This is a genomic window from Streptococcus sp. Z554 (assembly GCF_053010305.1).
On record NZ_JBRKNV010000008.1, the window covers coordinates 1 to 18567 of the forward strand.

Annotated in this window: 12 protein-coding genes; 2 read left to right on the plus strand and 10 right to left on the minus strand. The window is 39.5% G+C overall.

Annotated features, from left to right (window positions below):
* The 8 genes from ACVC7R_RS07280 to ACVC7R_RS07315 form a co-directional block, all read right to left on the minus strand.
* Positions 1 to 6263, minus strand: a 6263-nt coding sequence (locus tag ACVC7R_RS07280; RefSeq protein WP_447264139.1) for an SspB-related isopeptide-forming adhesin, incomplete at its 3' end; no start/stop codon positions are given.
* A 394-nt stretch (positions 6264 to 6657) separates the two neighbouring features.
* The gene (gene carB / locus ACVC7R_RS07285; RefSeq protein ID WP_447264140.1) at positions 6658 to 9834 is read right to left on the minus strand and encodes a carbamoyl-phosphate synthase large subunit; all 3177 of its coding nucleotides are present in this window, start codon (positions 9832 to 9834) and stop codon (positions 6658 to 6660) included.
* A gap of 336 nt (positions 9835 to 10170) precedes the next feature.
* Positions 10171 to 11250: a carbamoyl phosphate synthase small subunit gene (locus tag ACVC7R_RS07290; RefSeq protein ID WP_447264141.1), complete on the minus strand. Its 1080-nt coding sequence runs from the start codon at positions 11248 to 11250 to the stop codon at positions 10171 to 10173.
* 49 nt (positions 11251 to 11299) lie between these two features.
* Positions 11300 to 12223, minus strand: a complete 924-nt coding sequence (locus ACVC7R_RS07295) for an aspartate carbamoyltransferase catalytic subunit (RefSeq protein WP_447264142.1) — start codon at positions 12221 to 12223, stop codon at positions 11300 to 11302.
* A gap of 17 nt (positions 12224 to 12240) precedes the next feature.
* Positions 12241 to 12762 (minus strand): bifunctional pyr operon transcriptional regulator/uracil phosphoribosyltransferase PyrR, encoded by a 522-nt coding sequence (gene pyrR / locus ACVC7R_RS07300; RefSeq protein WP_000850020.1) that lies wholly within the window; start codon positions 12760 to 12762, stop codon positions 12241 to 12243.
* A gap of 209 nt (positions 12763 to 12971) precedes the next feature.
* Complete coding sequence (nth, locus tag ACVC7R_RS07305; RefSeq protein WP_447264143.1) at positions 12972 to 13601, minus strand: endonuclease III; 630 nt, start codon at positions 13599 to 13601, stop codon at positions 12972 to 12974.
* Entirely contained in the window at positions 13602 to 14144 is a 543-nt protein-coding gene (locus ACVC7R_RS07310) for a YceD family protein (RefSeq protein ID WP_447264144.1), read from the minus strand.
* Positions 14145 to 14264: 120 nt separating this feature from the next.
* Positions 14265 to 14534: a hypothetical protein gene (locus ACVC7R_RS07315; RefSeq protein ID WP_447264145.1), complete on the minus strand. Its 270-nt coding sequence runs from the start codon at positions 14532 to 14534 to the stop codon at positions 14265 to 14267.
* Positions 14535 to 14854: 320 nt separating this feature from the next.
* Between ACVC7R_RS07315 and ACVC7R_RS07320 the strand changes: the two genes are divergently transcribed.
* Together ACVC7R_RS07320 and ACVC7R_RS07325 are read left to right on the plus strand one after the other, a co-directional pair.
* Complete coding sequence (locus tag ACVC7R_RS07320) at positions 14855 to 15184, plus strand: helicase BlpT (RefSeq protein ID WP_447264146.1); 330 nt, start codon at positions 14855 to 14857, stop codon at positions 15182 to 15184.
* A gap of 243 nt (positions 15185 to 15427) precedes the next feature.
* Entirely contained in the window at positions 15428 to 16987 is a 1560-nt protein-coding gene (locus ACVC7R_RS07325; protein WP_447264147.1) for an ATP-binding cassette domain-containing protein, read from the plus strand.
* 43 nt (positions 16988 to 17030) lie between these two features.
* On the opposite strand, the gene htpX is transcribed toward ACVC7R_RS07325, so the two are convergent.
* Together htpX and ACVC7R_RS07335 are read right to left on the minus strand one after the other, a co-directional pair.
* Complete coding sequence (gene htpX, locus ACVC7R_RS07330) at positions 17031 to 17930, minus strand: zinc metalloprotease HtpX (RefSeq protein WP_447264148.1); 900 nt, start codon at positions 17928 to 17930, stop codon at positions 17031 to 17033.
* A gap of 1 nt (position 17931) precedes the next feature.
* Complete coding sequence (locus tag ACVC7R_RS07335; protein WP_447264149.1) at positions 17932 to 18492, minus strand: LemA family protein; 561 nt, start codon at positions 18490 to 18492, stop codon at positions 17932 to 17934.
* Positions 18493 to 18567 lie beyond the last annotated feature (75 nt).

Genomic DNA, 18567 nt, shown 5'->3' on the forward strand with positions numbered 1-18567 from the left:
AATTTCACCTTACCATCTTTATCGTTCTGAACTGTTTCGATTTCAGTACCTTTAGAGTCTTTCAATACGAAGCTGAATTCGCCAGCTTTCAACTCACGGCCTTCGAGTTTCTTAGTGAAGTTGAATTCGACTTCAATTGGAACTGAGTTAACACGTTTTTCAGTTGGTTTTTCTGGTTTTTCAACTTTCTTCGTAGTTGGATTGTAGTAGTTTACAATTTGCGCTGCTGTGTTTTCGATGTCTACTCCACCTTCAACGTCTGCTTTAACAGTGGCTGGGATGTCGAACTTGTAGTAACGTCCGAAGGCGAATTTAGTTGTGTCAATAACTTGTGTGTTTTCTGCGTCGCCAAGTGACTTAGTGAAGCCATCTTTAAGAGTTGCGGTCATAACACCATTTTCAACCTTAATGTCGAACTTGTCTGTCACATCAGCGCCAGTTACTGAATCGTAAGCCTTGATAGCTGAAGCATCTACATCAACCTTAGTTTCATCGAAGTCATCAGAAATACTTACTGATTGGATGTTATCCTTGTTAGCTACGTCGAATTTAGTTGTATCCAACCATACTTGGTAAACCAACTTGTCGCCACGTTTCACAGTCTTGGTGTTCAAGTTTTCTTTTTCGTTGTTTGATGCATCGTCCGCATATGGGTCCGCATTAGTATCTGCGTACTTGTCTGCCAACTCAGAATCATCATCGAGAAGCTTGTTATCAGTAATTGAGAACTTAGCTGTATCCAATACATACTTCTCTGGTTGGAACTTAGGTTCTTCCGGAGGAGTCACAGTGTTGTTAAACTCTGTATCTGGAGCGTCAGTTAGCGTCTTCACAAGTGCTTTAGCTTTTCCATCGTGTTCAACTTCTACTGTGATTTCAGCCTTCATAGAGTCGTAAGTGACTGTCGCATCAGATCCTTTAACTTCTTCTACGGTGTACTTATGAGTTCCAACTTGGGCTTTAGTGAATTCAAGTTTAGCGAATTTCACCTTACCATCTTTATCGTTCTGAACTGTTTCGATTTCAGTACCTTTAGAGTCTTTCAATACGAAGCTGAACTCACCATCTTTCAACTCACGACCTTCGAGTTTCTTAGTGAAGTTGAATTCGACTTCAATTGGAACTGAGTTAACACGTTTTTCAGTTGGTTTTTCTGGTTTTTCAACTTTCTTCGTAGTTGGATTGTAGTAGTTTACAATTTGCGCTGCTGTGTTTTCGATGTCTACTCCACCTTCAACGTCTGCTTTAACAGTGGCTGGGATGTCGAACTTGTAGTAACGTCCGAAGGCGAATTTAGTTGTGTCAATAACTTGTGTGTTTTCTGCGTCGCCAAGTGACTTAGTGAAGCCATCTTTAAGAGTTGCGGTCATAACACCATTTTCAACCTTAATGTCGAACTTGTCTGTCACATCCGCACCAGTTACTGAATCGTAAGCCTTGATAGCTGAAGCATCTACATCAACCTTAGTTTCATCGAAGTCATCAGAAATACTTACTGATTGGATGTTATCCTTGTTAGCTACGTCGAATTTAGTTGTATCCAACCATACTTGGTAAACCAACTTGTCGCCACGTTTCACAGTCTTGGTGTTCAAGTTTTCTTTTTCGTTGTTTGATGCATCGTCCGCATATGGGTCCGCATTAGTATCTGCGTACTTGTCTGCCAACTCTTTATCATCATCAACGAGCTTGTCACCTGTGATGTCGTATTTCTCTTTAGTTACAACGTATTTCTCTGGTTGGAACTTAGGTTCTTCTGGAGGAGTCACAGTGTTGTTAAACTCTTTATCGGCAATATCTCCGACCTTAGCAACTAAAGCTTTAGCCTTACCATCATGAGAAACAGTGACTGTTACAACAGCTTTCATATTGTCATATGTAACGGTTGAGTCTGTACCAGCAACTTCTACTACTTTGTAACGGTAAACACCGATATCATTGTTTGTGTACTTAAGGCTAGTGAATTTAACCTTACCATCCTTATCATTGGTTGCTGTTTCAAGAACATTGAATTCATCATCGTCTAACAATTGGAAAGTAAACTCGTTGGCTTTCAATTGACGACCAGCAAGAGCTTTCTTGAAGTCAAGTTCAATTTGAATTGGTACGTTGTTTACACGTTTTTCAGTTGGTTTTTCTGGTTTTTCAACTTTCTTAGTGGTTGGGTTGTAGTAGTTCACTACTTGAGCCGCTGTATTTTCGATATCTATTCCGCCAGGAACATCAGCTTTCACTGTTGTTGGGATGTCGAACTTGTAGTAACGTCCGAAAGCGAATTTAGTTGTGTCGATGACTTGTGTGTTTTCTGCATCGCCAAGTGACTTCGTGAAGCCATCTTTAAGGGTTGCAGTAATCACACCGTTGTTCACAGTTATATCGAATTTATCAGTTACTTCTGCGCCTGTTACTGAGTCATAAGCTTTGATCTTAGTAGCATCAAGGTTCAACTTAGTTTCATCGTAGTCATCTGAGATTCCTACTGATTGGATGTTATCCTTGTTAGCTGCGTCAAACTTAGTAGTATCCAACCATACTTGGTAAACTAATTTTGATCCACGTTCAACAGTCTTAGTATTTAAGTTTTCCACTTCATTATTGATGGTATTATCCGCGTATGGATTCGCGTTTGTATCATCATATTTATCTGTCAATTCAGAATCGTCATCAACGAGCTTGTCACCAGTGATATCGTATTTTTCTTTAGAAACAACGTATTTCTCTGGTTGGAACTTAGGTTCTTCCGGTGGAGTTACAGTATTATTGAACTCTTTATCAGCAGCGTCTGTGACGTTGGCAACGATGGCTTTCGCTGTACCATCGTGTGAAACAACCACTTTAACAGTAGCAACCATTGTGTCGTATTTGACAGTTGCATCTGTACCAGGAGTTTCTTCTACTGTGTAGTTGTAGGTCTTACCAAGATCATCACGACCGAATTCAAGAGACTTGAAGACAATCTTACCAGCAGCGTCATTCTTCACGTGTTCAACTTCAACGCCGTCTTTCTTCAATACGAATTCGAATTCGTTGGCTTGAAGTTCACGACCTTCCAACTTCTTAGTAAACTTGAGATCAACTGTAATTGGTACAGTATTTACACGTTTTTGAGTAGGTTTTTCTGGTTTTTCAACTGTTTTACTTACTGGATTATAAACGTGAACGATTTGGTTGGCAGTGTTTTCGATATCAGCTCCTGCAGCAACATTTTCTTTGACTGTAGCTGGGATATCAAACTTGTAGTATCTTCCAAATTCAAATTCAGTTGTATCAATGACATTATCAGCATTGACAAATTTCTTCTTAGATGTCGCACTAATAGTACCATTTTCAACTGTAATATCAAATTTATCAGTTACATCAACACCAGTTTTACCATCGTAAGCTTTAATTGAAGAAGACTCAACTGTAAGTTTGTCAGCATCATATTTATCTGAAACACCTACATATTGGACATTGTTTTTATCAGTAAATTTAGTTGTATCCAACCAAACTTGATAAACAATTTTTGAACCACGTTCAACTGTCTTAGTATTAATATTTTCTACTTCATTGTATTTAGCAGTATCAGCATATGGATTAGCATTTGTCTCACCATATTCGTCTGTTAGTTCATTATCATCATCTAGCAATTTCTCACCAGTGAGATCATATTTTTCTTTGCTGAGGACAAATTTTTCAGGTTGGAATTCTGGTGTTTCTGGAGGAGTTATTTTATTGTTAAACTCTATATCTTCCGTTCCATCTGTTGATTCTCCATTTTCATTCACACCACCTGCTGAGCTGACATTTGTTACAGTTGTTAGGGTATGTCCATTTTTTGCAACTTCCACGGTAAGCGTTGCTTTCATGGTGTCATAAGTCATTCCTAATTCTTTAGTAGCTGGGATAACCTCTTCTACTGTATAAGTATGGGTACCAACTTTTGTATTATCGAATGATAATTCTGAGAACGTAACAGTTCCGTCTTCTTTATTTTTAACAGTTTCAACTTCTTCACCTGCTGCATTCTTCAGGACAAAGCTAAATTCACCTTCCTTAAGTTTGCGGCCTGCGAGTTTCTTCGTAAAATCAAACTTAGTAACTACTGGTGAAACTACATAGTTGTTAAAGATTTTATCATTAGCATCTGCACTAAATCCACCTTCTGAATCATACTTAACTGTAGCTTCGAGATCACCCACTGCATTTTTTTCAGTTACCGTAACTGTCATTGTAACTGTCATAGCATCGTAGTCAACGTTTGCATCAGAACCTTTTAACTCTGTAATCTTATATTTATAGGTACCAGGATTGCTAAATGATAATTCACTAAATGTAACCTTGCCATTTTTGTTTGTAACAGTTTCTTCATGTTTATCTGGAGTACTCTTTTCTTCTGTTAACTTGAAGCTGAATTCTCCATCTGTTAATACACGTCCAGCAAGCTCTTTTTCGAATTCTGGTGTAACTTTTGCTGGTTCGCGTTTTACATAGTAGTAAATCGGTTGTTTATAAGGTGTTAAAGAGTTTAATAAGTCAACGTTTGTACCAATACCATATACTCCACGAATCAATTGTTCGTTCGGAGAAAGGTGACCGATTTTGTCTCCTAAGAATGGTACGAATACCGTTTTATATGGTACATATCCACCAGCTTTTTGGAAGTCAAATGGAATTTCTTTACCGTTTGGATAGTTTACACCTTTACTATCTGTGAAAGGAATAGTATAAAGTGGAGACTTCTTAACTACCAAATCTTCGGTATTTGCTTTTCCCGGTTTAATCGGTTTGGTTTCTGCTAGTAACATGTAGCCATCTGTTTCCAAGGTACCATCAGAACGTTTGCTTTGTTGTTTTGGATCTAAAAGATAAACTCGAACGACTACCGAACCATCTTCGTCTACGATTTCTTTAATACGTTTAATTCCCGCGCGCTCAGCGTCCATAAATTTCGTACCAACTTTGTAAGGACGACTGACATAACCAGATGTGGTATCCGGATCTGCTGATTGATAAAGTTTATAACCATCAAATTGGCGCTCACCTGAAGCTGTGAAATGTTGTCCTTCCATAGCTTTAGTTGTGTACTTAGCTAAATCTACCTCATTACCATTTGGCACGTAGTCTTGAACAGTTTTATCTGTTTTATTAGCGTTAAATGTAGCATTATTTTTATCTACTACTCTATAGTAGGTTGTTTTTTCAACAAGTCCAGGAATTTTACTGTTTGTATCTGTAATTTGACGTCCATTATAAGCTGGTTCTACAATGTTAATAATATCTGTTGAAGTACGAGCTTTATAAACTGCATCGAATAGTTTTTGTTCCTCAGTAGTAAGATTATGTCCAGGAGCTACTAAAGCTTGGATACTTGCACCAACTTCAAAACCATATTGAAGGAAGGGTTGAGGTGCTTCAGCCTTACTAGCAGCAACACCTTTATTATAATCAACTTGATAAGTAAGCTCCCCATTAGAGGCAGCCTTAGTTGTCGTAAAGCTTTGAACTCCACTTGAAGCAGTAATCGTTCTAGTTTCTACTACATTACCAGTATTCTTATCAATTAATTCGACAGTTGTTTCAGTAGAATCATCAAATTTCTTGTATGAACGAGAGTAGTAATTTGTATTGTAACGTTTATTAAACTCAGTTAGTTCGACAATACTGTATGTATAAAGATCTCCTTCTTTTCTTTCATAGCCAGCTGGAACTGTTTGAGAATTAACAGTTGCCCCATTTGGGTCTGTCATTTCTGGTGTAGCCTTTTCCCCATCTTTTAGATAGTTTTCAGTTACAACCGGTGTATAGTTGTGGTCTTCTGCTGCACGACGACTGCGAACTTTTGGTTTATTACCTTCAGAAACAGCTGGTTTTACTTCTTCCTTTTTTTCAGAAGCTTTGATAGTTTCTGTAGCAGGTTTTTCTGAAGTTGCAGCTTCAGACTTTACTTCAGTAGTTTCTGGCTTTATTTCTTCTTTTACTTCTGGCGCAGCTTGACCTTCTGCTACATTAGTAGTTTCCGTCGGTTGAGGTTCAGCGACTTCTTCCTTAGCTTCAGCTACTACTTCAGTAGTTTCCACATCCTTATTTGATAATTCCCCACTAGAATCACCCGTATTTACCAACTCAGTTTTCTCTTCGGTAACTGGCTGTGTCGGAAGCTCGGACGCCAATGCTGTGGCTCCATTAGCCATCATGAAGCTAAAAGTTGTTCCTAAAAAGACTGATGCAACACCAACCTTATATTTACGCAAAGAGAAGCGTTGTTGTTCTTTTCTTATCATATGGATAAGTTCTCCTTTATATTTTTTTACTTTCAGCAAGTAATATTTCTACAAATTCTGTAGATTGAGGACAGATGTTGCAAGATATAAAATACCCACTTTAGCACCTCTATCATATCAAAAGCTCAAACTGTTTTCAAAGAATTACGTGTTTTCGAAAGCGTTTTCTTTACTGGGTTTTAGGTATTTGTTAAAAATATGAAATTCGATATAAATATATATGTATATGTAGAAAGATTTAGTCCCTTTTATTTATGGATTTATATCTAGCTATCTCATTATTTATTATAATTTTATTACTTACTATTTCATTTTGATTACATTTTAATGATTGTAAAAACATTCTCATTTTCATAAAATAAAAAATGATTCCCTTTCGAGAATCATTTTTTTCTTAGATGGCTTCTGTGACAAAACTTCTGCTTTCTAATACTTTTAACATCGCATCTGCTGTATCCAAAGCTGTAAAGAGAGGAACACCATGTTCAATGGCTGAACGTCTGATTTGCTCTCCATCTTCATCAGCTGTTCGTTTAGTACCAACTGTATTGATGATTGATTGAATTTTTCCTTTGCGGACGTAGCTTGGGATATCATGTTCATCATCACCAATCTTACCAACGAGTTGAGCTTTCAATCCATGACTTGCAAAGAAGTCTGCTGTTCCTTCAGTTGCAAGGATTCCGTAGCCAATATTTTGGAAACGACGAGCTAAATCTAGTGCTTCTTCTTTTGCATCATCTGCGATAGTGAAGACAACATTACCAAAGGTTGGTAAGTGAAGATAAGAAGCTTCAAAGGCCTTGTAGAGAGCTTTTTCAAGAGTGGTATCAGAACCCATGACTTCCCCTGTTGACTTCATTTCAGGTCCAAGCAGGCTGTCTACCTTAGCTAGCTTGGTAAAGGAGAATACTGGTGCCTTGATATGAACGCGACTACTTTCTGGGTAAAGCCCATCTTGGTAACCAAGCTCTTCAAGACTTTGACCAAGAATCAACTTAGTCGCTACCTGTGCCATCGGGATGTTGGTTACTTTAGAAAGGAATGGAACAGTACGGCTGGCACGAGGGTTTACTTCAATGACGTAGACTTTCTCATCCTTGATAACAAACTGAATATTCATCATCCCAAGACAGTTGAGGCCAATTGCAAGACGTTTGGTGTAGTCTGCAATCGTTTCTTGAACTTTTTGCGACAAGGTTTGAGGAGGATAAACAGCCATGGAGTCACCTGAGTGGACACCAGCACGTTCGATATGCTCCATGATACCAGGAATGAGGACATTTTCTCCGTCTGAAATGGCATCGACTTCACACTCTTGTCCGACGATATAAGAGTCAACAAGAACTGGGTGGTCTGGACTAGCCTTAACCGCAGTCCGCATGTAAGAACGAAGATCATCTTCATTCTCAACGATTTCCATAGCACGTCCACCCAAGACATATGAAGGGCGAACGAGAACTGGGAAACCAATTTTACGTGCAGCAAGTACTGCTTCTTCTTCATTGGTTGCTGTTTGTCCAGGAGGTTGTGGAATATCCAAGTCTTTGAGGGCTTGTTCGAAGAGGTCACGGTCTTCCGCACGGTCCAAGTCCGCAACTTGAGTACCAAGGATAGTCACACCAGCTTTTGCTAATGGCTCAGCTAGGTTGATAGCTGTTTGACCACCAAATTGAACGATAACACCTTTTGGTTGCTCCAAATCGATGACATTCATCACATCTTCGAAAGTCAAGGGCTCAAAGTAAAGTTTGTCTGAGACAGAGAAGTCTGTTGAAACTGTCTCCGGGTTTGAGTTCATAATGATGGCTTCGTAGCCAGCAGCCTGGATAGCTTTAACAGAGTGAACAGTTGCGTAGTCAAACTCTACCCCTTGACCGATACGGATTGGACCAGAACCTAGGACAAGTACAGATTCCTTATTAGACTTGATAGACTCATTTTCCCATCCATATGTTGAGTAGAAGTACGGAGTTTCTGATTCAAATTCTGCGGCACAAGTATCGACCATCTTGTATACTGGGACGATCTTATTTTCTAAACGAAGTTGGCGAACTTGATCAGCTGTAGTTCCCCAAAGTTCCGCGATTTTACGATCTGAGAAACCATTGAGTTTTGCTGTTTTCAAGACATTAATATCCTGAGGATGTGCGCCCAATTCTTGCTCAATCTCAAAGATATGCAAGAGTTTATCAAGGTAGAAGATATCAATCTTAGTCAAGTCAGCAATCTCTTCTGGTGTATAACCACGACGAATAGCTTCTGATACGTAGAAGAGACGGTCATCTTGAGCCTTGACAACTTTTTCAATTAAGGCATCATCTGAAACATCTGCAAGCTCTGGCATTTCATTGTGATGGACACCAATTTCTAGAGAACGACAAGCTTTAAGGAGAGATTCCTCGATGTTCCGACCGATGGCCATCACTTCTCCAGTTGCCTTCATCTGTGTACCAAGGCGGCGTTCACCCTTTTCAAACTTATCAAATGGGAAACGTGGAATCTTAGCAACCACATAGTCAAGGGCTGGTTCAAACATGGCAAAAGTTGAACCTGTAACTGGGTTAACAACTTCATCCAAGGTCAACCCTACCGCAATCTTGGCCGCCAATTTGGCGATTGGGTAACCTGTTGCCTTAGAAGCAAGGGCAGAAGAACGAGATACACGAGGATTTACTTCGATGACATAGTACTTAAAGCTATGTGGATCAAGCGCAAGCTGAACGTTACAGCCACCTTCAATCTTGAGAGCACGGATAATGCTCAAACTAGCATCACGAAGCATTTGGTTTTCATAGTCGGACATGGTTTGCGCAGGTGCAAATACGATAGAGTCCCCTGTGTGAATCCCAACAGGGTCAAAGTTTTCCATGTTACAAACAACAAGGGCATTATCAGCTGAGTCACGCATGACTTCATACTCAATTTCCTTGAATCCTGCAATGGAACGTTCAATCAAACACTGGGTAACAGGTGACAACTTCAAACCATTCTCAGCAATTTCTCGCAATTCTTCTTCGTTGGCACACATACCACCACCAGTACCACCTAGAGTAAAGGCTGGGCGGACGATAACTGGGTAGCCAATAGTTGCTGCAAAGGCAACTGCTCCCTCAACTGTGTTGACAATTTCTGATTCTGGAATTGGTTGCTTGAGTTCTTCCATCAATTGTTTAAAGAGATCGCGGTCCTCCGCTTGGTCGATGGCAGACAATTTAGTCCCAAGAAGTTCGACTCCAAGCTCATCTAGAATTCCATTTTTAGATAATTCCATGGCCATATTGAGCCCTGTCTGACCTCCAAGAGTTGGAAGCAAAGCATCCGGACGTTCCTTACGGAGAATACGAGTTACAAACTCAAGTGTAATCGGTTCTATGTAGACCTTGTCTGCAATCTCTTTATCCGTCATGATGGTTGCAGGGTTTGAGTTTACCAAGACAACCTCATAACCTTCCTCTTTCAGAGACAAGCAAGCCTGAGTCCCCGCATAGTCAAACTCAGCAGCCTGACCAATAATAATCGGACCAGAACCAATCACCATAATTTTTTGAATATCAGTACGTTTAGGCATAGTTTATGATACAAAGCCCGTAAAGAACACAGTGAAAATAGGAAACTTGGTGCAGACGCCTTCAGCGTCAAGACAATGTTTATCTTTTTCACACAGTTCTTAGGGCGTGTTCACTTCCGCGAACAATGTATCTTCTCCTTTCTATTCGTCGCCTCACTGAGCGACATTAAATAAATTCTCCGACGATTTTTTAGAGAAACGATTATTTTCGATAAAAAATCTAGTGCAGGGAGTTTTTAGCTCGCCTGATAGCGACTAAAAGAAACGACCTGCCTTTCTATTTGGCAACTCTCAGGTTGCCATTAAATAAATTCTCCGACGATTTCTCACTCGTCTTTAGTTTGTTTGTTTGAAAGCTTCCATCATCTCGATAAACTCGTCAAATAGGTAGCTTGCGTCGTGTGGCCCAGGAGCTGCGTCTGGGTGGAATTGCACAGAGAAACCTGGTTGGTATCTGTGACGTACGCCTTCAACTGACTTGTCATTGATTTCTTCATGGGTGATGATTAAGTGCTCTGGTAAATCCTCACGGCTAACTGCATAACCGTGGTTTTGACTAGTGAAGTCCACGCGCCCAGTTGCAATTTCACGTACAGCGTGGTTAAAGCCACGGTGACCAAACTTCATTTTATAGGTCTTCGCACCATTTGCCATGGCAAAGAGTTGGTGCCCCATACAAATCCCAAAGATTGGAATTTTCCCGAGAATCCCACGAATCATATCAAGAGCTTCTGGTACATCTTCTGGATTTCCAGGCCCGTTTGACAACATAACTCCATCAGGATTTAAATGCAAGATTTCCTCAGCTGTAGTTGTATATGGAACTACAGTCACATTGCAATCACGTTTAGATAGCTCTCGTAAAATAGAGTGCTTAAGTCCAAAGTCAACAAGGACAACACTCAAGCCAACTCCTGGAGCTGGATAAGAAGTCTTGGTAGAAACTTGTCTGATATTATCAGTCGGTAAGACAGTTGCTTGAAGTTGATCTGAAATATGATCAATACTATCACCGACATGAGTAATAGTTGCTCTCATTGTTCCATGCTTACGGATAATTTTTGTAAGAGCACGAGTGTCAATGCCTGAAATTCCAGGAATTTTCTTAGCCTTCAAGAATTCGTCCAGCGTCATTTGGTTACGCCAGTTGCTGGCTCTACGTGCCTCTTCGAAAACTACAACTCCCTTACAAGTAGGACTAATAGACTCGTAGTCGTCACGGTTAATCCCATAATTTCCTACTAGTGGATAAGTAAAGGTCAAGATTTGTCCATTATAAGACTGGTCAGTAATGGATTCTTGATATCCTGTCATCCCTGTGTTAAAGACGATTTCCCCTGTTACAACAATATCTGCACCGAAGGCCTTACCTTCAAAAACTGTGCCATCTTCTAAAACTAGAAGTCGTTTTGTCATATTTTCACCTCTCGTGGACGCTCACTGGCGTCTTTTAACGTTTTGTGTCTTATTTGGCTTTTCTACTTGCCAATACGGATTCTAAGATTGCCATTCGAACAAAAACTCCATTGGTCATTTGTTGGACAATGCGTGATTTTGGAGCCTCAACCAAGTGGTCAGCGATTTCCACATCCCGATTCACTGGAGCCGGATGCATAATGATCGCTTCTTCTTTTAAGCGATTGTAGCGCTCTTGGTTCAAGCCATGTTGAGCGTGATACTCTTCTTTTGAGAAGACTGCTCCACTTTCGTGGCGTTCATGTTGAACTCGAAGCAACATCAGAACATCAACCTGGTCAACAATCTCGTCAATACTTACAAACTGACCATAGTCTGCAAACTCTTGGCTTCTCCATTCCTCAGGACCTGCAAAGTAAAGTTCAGCACCTAAACGTTTCAATATTTGCATGTTGGACTTGGCTACACGTGAATGGTCCAAGTCACCAGCAATCGCAACCTTGAGACCTTCAAAATGGCCAAATTCTTCGTAGATTGTCATCAAATCAAGCAGACTCTGACTAGGATGTTGCCCTGAGCCATCACCCCCATTGATAATCGATGTCGTAATGGTTGGGCTCGCAATCAATTCCCTGTAGTAATCAACCTCTGGGTGCCGAATAACGCAGACATCTACACCAAGAGCAGACAAGGTCAGGATTGTATCATAGAGTGTCTCACCCTTGTTTACCGAGCTTGTATTCACATCAAAGTCAAGTCGTTCCAGTCCCAGTTTAATCTCAGCAACTTCGAAGGATTTATGCGTTCTTGTCGAATTTTCAAAGAAAAGGTTGGAAACAATGGGATGGTCTTCGTAGGGCAACTGGGCTCCATTTTTAAACTCAATCCCTCGTTTAATCAATTTTATAACCTGATCTACAGTGAGATCTTCCATGGACACCACATGTTTGATTGCTTGTTGATTTTCTGACATGGCTACTCCTTTAGATTTTAAGCTTCTTCAGTAATCAAAACTCTATCTTGGCCATCAAGTTCCGTCATCTCAACTATGATTTCTTCAGAACGACTGGTTGGAATATTTTTCCCAACGTAATCTGGACGAATTGGCAATTCTCTATGTCCACGGTCTACTAAGACTGCTAAACTCACACGAGCAGGACGACCATGTCCGACAATGTTATCGATAGCCGCACGAATTGTACGACCTGTGTAAAGAACATCATCCACCAAAATAACTTCGCGATCTGTCACATCAACAGAAATCAAGGAAGTATCTTCACCACTTTTGACATCATCACGGAAAGGTTTGGTATCTAATTCTACAACGGGAACAGAAATATTTTCCAATTGTTCCAAACGCTCTTGGATGCGGTGGGCGATAAAGACACCTCGTGTTTTAATTCCTGCTAAAACGATTTTATTCAAATCTTTGTTGCGTTCGATAATTTCATAAGTGATACGCGTAATTGCTCGCTTGACGGTTAATTCGTCTACAACTTCTTTTGTCTTCATGACAAACCTCCAAAAAGAAAAGTCTCCTTAGACAAGGAGACTTGAGAATGTATCATTAAGCGAGCCATACTGGAAACAGCATAGACTTACCCTTCAACTTTATCGAGCTCCTTGCCTGCCTCACGGGACAGGTTTAAAGGAATATTTTATTGTCCTTACTATATCACAAAGGCCTGTTCAAAGCAAGTAAAAACATTCATTGTTTGTCCTTATAATGAACTAAAATCATACAATTGTGGATAGTGTTCGCATTCTGGATTTTTCGGATGACAGATGGCCCTCCCAAAGTAGATCATAGCCTGATGAGCTGCCAACCACTCTTCTGGTGGCAAGACATCCATGACACGTTTTTCAACTTCTAATGGTGTAGCTGACTTTTTAACAATATCATGGTGTTTGCAGATGCGTTCCACATGAGTATCTACCGCAAAAGCTGGAATTCCAAAGCCCACACTCATCACAACATTAGCCGTTTTGCGACCAACTCCTGCCAAGCTTTCTAATTCTTCTCTAGTATGCGGAACTTGACCGTCAAAATCTTCTAATAACTGTTGTGCACATTTCTTAAGGAACTTGGCCTTGTTTCGATAAAGGCCTAGGCGAGAAATATGTTTAGCAATGTCATTCTCACTTGCGTCAGCCATGGCTTGCGGTGTAGGGAAGGCTTCAAATAGAGCTGGAGTTGCTTTGTTTACTGCTGCATCTGTCGTCTGAGCAGACAACATAACTGCAACTAAGAGTTCAAAATGATTGCGAAAATCTAGACTAGGTTTTGCATCTGGAAAAAGAGCTATAATTTCCTCAATGACATGACGGGCACGTTTCTTGGATAAAACCATCTATTCGTCTCCATCAAACAGTCCTTGTAAACCTGCAAAAGGACTACTTTCTTCTTTCTTGACTGCTTGTTGAGCTTGATATTCTTCCTCAGTCATGATTTGCCAGTCATTTCCAGAAACAAATCCCTGACCCGCTTCTTCTTCTGCTGTTAAGACCTTGATTGGAATGTTTAGCAAGATATTATCTGAAACACTTTCGGCCAGGTCGATTTCCCCATTTTCGATAGGTAAAACTAAGTCATCATCCAAAACTTCTTGATCCAGTTGATTGGTAGCACCTTCCATAAAGACTTCTGTCACTGGATATGATTCTTGCAATTCTACCGGTTCCATGCTACGGCTAGATGCTAAAACGATTGTATAAGACAAGAGATAGTCTAGGAAAAACATACGGTCTTCGTACTGAACTTTTCCTACTGCGACAATATCTTTGACATCTAAAATTTCTGGGTTACGGTCACGTAAGTCAGCTGCTAGGTCCAGAGTTTGCTCAAAATGCAAACCTTCAGGCTGCTTACGAACTTCTTGAATATTTAATTTCATACTTTCTCCATTAAGATTTACTCACTTAATTATACTATGTAGTATAGATATATTGTACCATAGAACGCGAAAGCTTTATAGGGTTACGACCTCAAAAAGTAATTACATTGCCCTAGGTTCTCAATAATATAACTGTAACAATGTATCAAAGTCATCTCTATCCACGTTCTGACTGTTTTGTTTTATTTGTTTAATAATTTCATTCCTTGTATTGATATCAAAAGGTAACTCTTCAAATACTTCCTCTTTAACTAAGAATTCCCCGTTTTCTCCTTGAAATTGTCTAGTGATTTTTCTAATATCAGTTTCAAGTTCAATAGATTGAATGATTTCATAATCGACATTATCTTCAATTGCGTCTAGCAACAAACTAATTGATATCTTAATCATCTTTACTCACTTTCGTAAACTTAATCGTAAACATCCTATCATTATATACTACTATATAGAAGGCTAACAAAAATTTCTCCATTAAAAGGCGTTAATAATTAGTTGAATCATAAGAAATAACCATATTTTTCAACTCATTATCCTCTGTCAACGGATAAATGTCAAATATTTTTAAGAATTTTTTCCCTCTGCTTCAAAATATTTCTAGACTTTAATTCTGCTATCTAGAGAATTATCATTTTTTGATATATTCATTATGATAAATTTATTTTTTATGCTATACTATAGGCATCAATACATGAGCAAAGGAGGACGCTCATATGGAAGACAAAGCTCTTTTAACGGAAGCCTATCAATTAGTCTCCGAATTAAACCAAGCAATACAAAGATGTAAACAGGGCTTGCCTGATGACCTACGCTTACAACAAAATATAGACGAAGTTCTCAGAGCACTCAAAAAAGCTGAGAAACTAGACAACGCCATCTTAATTGAACTAGAAGCCTTTTACCAACGTACTAGTCTTTTGATTGGACTTGGTTCACTGAAATTAAATGACCATGCCCGCACTGCTTGGAGAAACTATGACAAGTTCCACTACGCTCAAGTTAAGCACGTTTTGACACTCTATGGACCTGTTTTTGGTTTTTAAAAATAGAGGATTTTCTGGCTTAATCTTGACAAATTTTCTCAAAAAGAGTATGATGATTGCAACAATATTCGGAGGTAAGGGAGACATGAACAACTAAGTCTATCAAATAAAGAACCTTTATTTAGTAGATCTTGTTTCTGTCTCCTTTTTGTGTGCTCTTTTTCTGCTGGATTTTCAGCCCTTTTAAAAGAGTTTTTTTGACATAGACGATTGGCTCTACTAGGTAAAGTAGAGCTTTTTGTTATGCAATATGAACATTCTAGAAAGGGCAATAATATGATAAAAATCAATCATCTGACCATTACACAAAACAAAGATTTAAGAGACCTTGTTTCCGATTTAAACATTACAATCCAAGACGGAAAAAAGGTCGCTATTATAGGCGAAGAAGGAAATGGTAAATCGACTTTACTACGAGCTTTAATGGGGGAAGCATTGCCTGATTTTACTATCAAGGGCGACATCCATTCTGACCTTCAATCACTGGCTTACATTCCTCAAAAACTAGCTGAGGACCTGAAAAAGAAAACTCTACATGACTACTTCTTTTTGGATTCTGCTGATTTAGACTACAGCATTCTTTATCGTTTGGCTGAGGAGTTGCACTTTGATAGCGACCGTTTTGCTAGCGACCAAAAAATTGGTAGTCTATCTGGGGGAGAAGCCTTGAAAATTCAACTCATCCATGAGTTAGCCAAACCCTTTGAGATTTTATTTTTAGATGAACCTTCAAATGACTTAGATATTGAGACGATTGATTGGCTAAAAGGTCAGATTCAGAAGATTGGACAAACCGTTATTTTCATTTCTCATGATGAAGACTTTCTCTCTCAAACGGCAGATACCATAATCCACTTACGACTGGTCAAGCATCGAAAGGAAGCTGAAACCCTGGTCGAACATTTAGACTATGATCGTTATAGTGAACAGAGAAGGGTTAATTTTGCCAGACAAAGCCAGCAAGCTGCCAACGACCAACGCTCCTATGATAAAAGCATGGAAAAGCATCGCCGAGTCAAGCAAAATGTCGAAACTGCTTTGCGAAACACTAAAGATAGTACTGTCGGGCGACTACTGGCTAAAAAGATGAAAAATGTTCTTTCTCAAGAAAAACGCTTTGAGAAGGCAGCTCAGTCCATGACCCAAAAGCCACTTGAAGAGGAACAAATCCAACTCTTCTTTTCAGATGTAGAGCCATTAGCGACTTCAAATGTCTTAGTTCGACTGGAAAATGAGACTTTATCCATTGGCGAACGAATTTTAGCTCAAGGGCTACAATTAACTATCCGTGGTCAAGAAAAAATCGGCATTATCGGTCCAAATGGCGTTGGCAAATCCACTCTTTTAGCAAAGTTACATCAACTACTAAGCGACAAAAGAGAGATCTCGCTTGGATTCATGCCACAAGATTACCTAGAAACACTGCAATTGGAGCTATCGCCAGTAGAATTTCTCAGCCAAACTGGACACAAAGATGAATTACAAAAAATCCAATCTCACTTAGCCAGTCTCAATTTTAGTTATCCAGAGATGCACCACCAGATTCACTCCTTATCTGGTGGTCAACAAGGAAAACTCCTTCTTTTGAATTTAGTTCTGCGAAAACCAAACTTTCTCCTTCTGGATGAACCCACACGAAACTTTTCTCCAACATCTCAACCAGAAATCCGAAAACTCTTTGCCAATTACCCTGGTGGTCTGATCACTGTTTCGCATGATCGGCGTTTCTTAAAAGAAGTTTGTACGACTATCTATCGTTTGACAGAACATGGTTTGGAAGTAGTCGATTTACAAGATCTTTAACTTGTGTAAATAAAATATCCAGAGGAAAACCTCTGGATGTTTTTTACATGTTTTTCAAACGCTCAATTCGTTCTGAAATGGGTGGATGAGTATAAAATAGTTTTTTTAGGAAACCTCTTTTTTGAGGATCGTTAATATAAAGGGCACTACTAGCATCATCCACATGATGACTCATGGGTTGACTATTGTCTAATTTTTGTAAAGCATTGATCATCCCTTGCGGATTACGAGTTAGTTCTACGCTTGAAGCATCCGCCAAAAATTCTCGTTGGCGAGAAATAGCTAATTGCACCAAAGTTGCTGCAAGAGGTGCCAGAACAATGGCTAGGAGAGAAATAACTAACAGAATCACTTCAAGTCCCCCACTATCTCGATCATTACTTCTACGACTACGCCCAGCACCTCCCCACCACATCATACGACCAGCCATACTCGATAAAAGGGTAATGGCACTGGCAAGAGCAACAGCAATGGTAGAGATTCGAATATCCAAGTTGCGTATGTGACTAACTTCATGGCCGATTACAGCTTCTAATTCCTCACGATTCATGATCTCTAGAAGTCCTGATGTCGCTGCAACAGCAGCATTTTGAGGATTCGAACCTGTGGCGAAAGCATTCAAACCCGGGTCATCAATTACATAAACTCGTGGCATAGGAATTTGCGCCACCATAGCCATATCCTCCACTACATGATAGAGAACTGGTTCTTCATTACTGTCAACTTCACGCGCTCCATTCATGCTCATGACAATCTCTGTAGATTGAAAAATCATGGTCAAGGCATAGATAAAGCCAATAATCATGGCTATCGTCACGCCCCCAAATCCTGAGTTCATGAACAGAAATCCAAACGCATAACCAACTAGGGCTAAGAGAAGAAAGAAAACAATTAATAAAACCCAAGTTTTACGTTTATTACTAGCGATTTGTTGATACAACATCTTAATCACCTAAACCACTAAAATCAACTTTAGGAACAGCCTTTTCTTCTTCTGGAGTCTGGAGGAAATCCGCTGCCTTGAAGCCAAAGATAGCCGCAACCAAATTACTTGGAAAGGTTTCTAATTTAAGATTGTAGTTGCTAACGACACTGTTATAAAGTTGACGAGAGTAAGAGATTTTATTTTCTGTGTTAGTCAATTCTTCTTGTAATTGCAAAAAATTGCTACTAGCTTTCAAGTCGGGGTAATTCTCAGCCACCGCAAAGATACCAGATATCTGACGAGTCAGTGCATCGCTGGCCTTCATGGCTTCTGCTGGTGAAGTTGCTGCTGCTACTTGTGTTCGAAGTTGAGTCACTTTTTCCAGTGTAGAACTTTCATATTTCGCATAACCTTTAACCGTTTCAATCAAGTTAGGCAAAAGATCATTTCGACGCTTCAACTGAACATCAATCTGACTCCAAGCTTCCTTGGTTTTCATACGGCCTCTGACTAGGCTGTTATAACTAACAATCACAAAGAGAACAATAAGAGTAGAAATTCCAAGAATAATCCAAGACATAGTAGGATTCCTTTCTCATTTAAGATTACTACTAGTATATCAAATTTCTATGTTTTTGTGGTAAAATAAGATGAT

Bases quoted from the DNA above. Each gene is read 5' to 3' on its own strand.
- carB (WP_447264140.1), bottom strand. From the start codon at position 9,834: ATGCCTAAACGTACTGATATTCAAAAAATTATGGTGATTGGTTCTGGT.
- ACVC7R_RS07290 (WP_447264141.1), bottom strand. From the start codon at position 11,250: ATGACAAAACGACTTCTAGTTTTAGAAGATGGCACAGTTTTTGAAGGT.
- ACVC7R_RS07295 (WP_447264142.1), bottom strand. From the start codon at position 12,223: ATGTCAGAAAATCAACAAGCAATCAAACATGTGGTGTCCATGGAAGAT.
- pyrR (WP_000850020.1), bottom strand. From the start codon at position 12,762: ATGAAGACAAAAGAAGTTGTAGACGAATTAACCGTCAAGCGAGCAATT.
- nth (WP_447264143.1), bottom strand. From the start codon at position 13,601: ATGGTTTTATCCAAGAAACGTGCCCGTCATGTCATTGAGGAAATTATA.
- ACVC7R_RS07310 (WP_447264144.1), bottom strand. From the start codon at position 14,144: ATGAAATTAAATATTCAAGAAGTTCGTAAGCAGCCTGAAGGTTTGCAT.
- ACVC7R_RS07315 (WP_447264145.1), bottom strand. From the start codon at position 14,534: ATGATTAAGATATCAATTAGTTTGTTGCTAGACGCAATTGAAGATAAT.
- ACVC7R_RS07320 (WP_447264146.1), top strand. From the start codon at position 14,855: ATGGAAGACAAAGCTCTTTTAACGGAAGCCTATCAATTAGTCTCCGAA.
- ACVC7R_RS07325 (WP_447264147.1), top strand. From the start codon at position 15,428: ATGCAATATGAACATTCTAGAAAGGGCAATAATATGATAAAAATCAAT.
- htpX (WP_447264148.1), bottom strand. From the start codon at position 17,930: ATGTTGTATCAACAAATCGCTAGTAATAAACGTAAAACTTGGGTTTTA.
- ACVC7R_RS07335 (WP_447264149.1), bottom strand. From the start codon at position 18,492: ATGTCTTGGATTATTCTTGGAATTTCTACTCTTATTGTTCTCTTTGTG.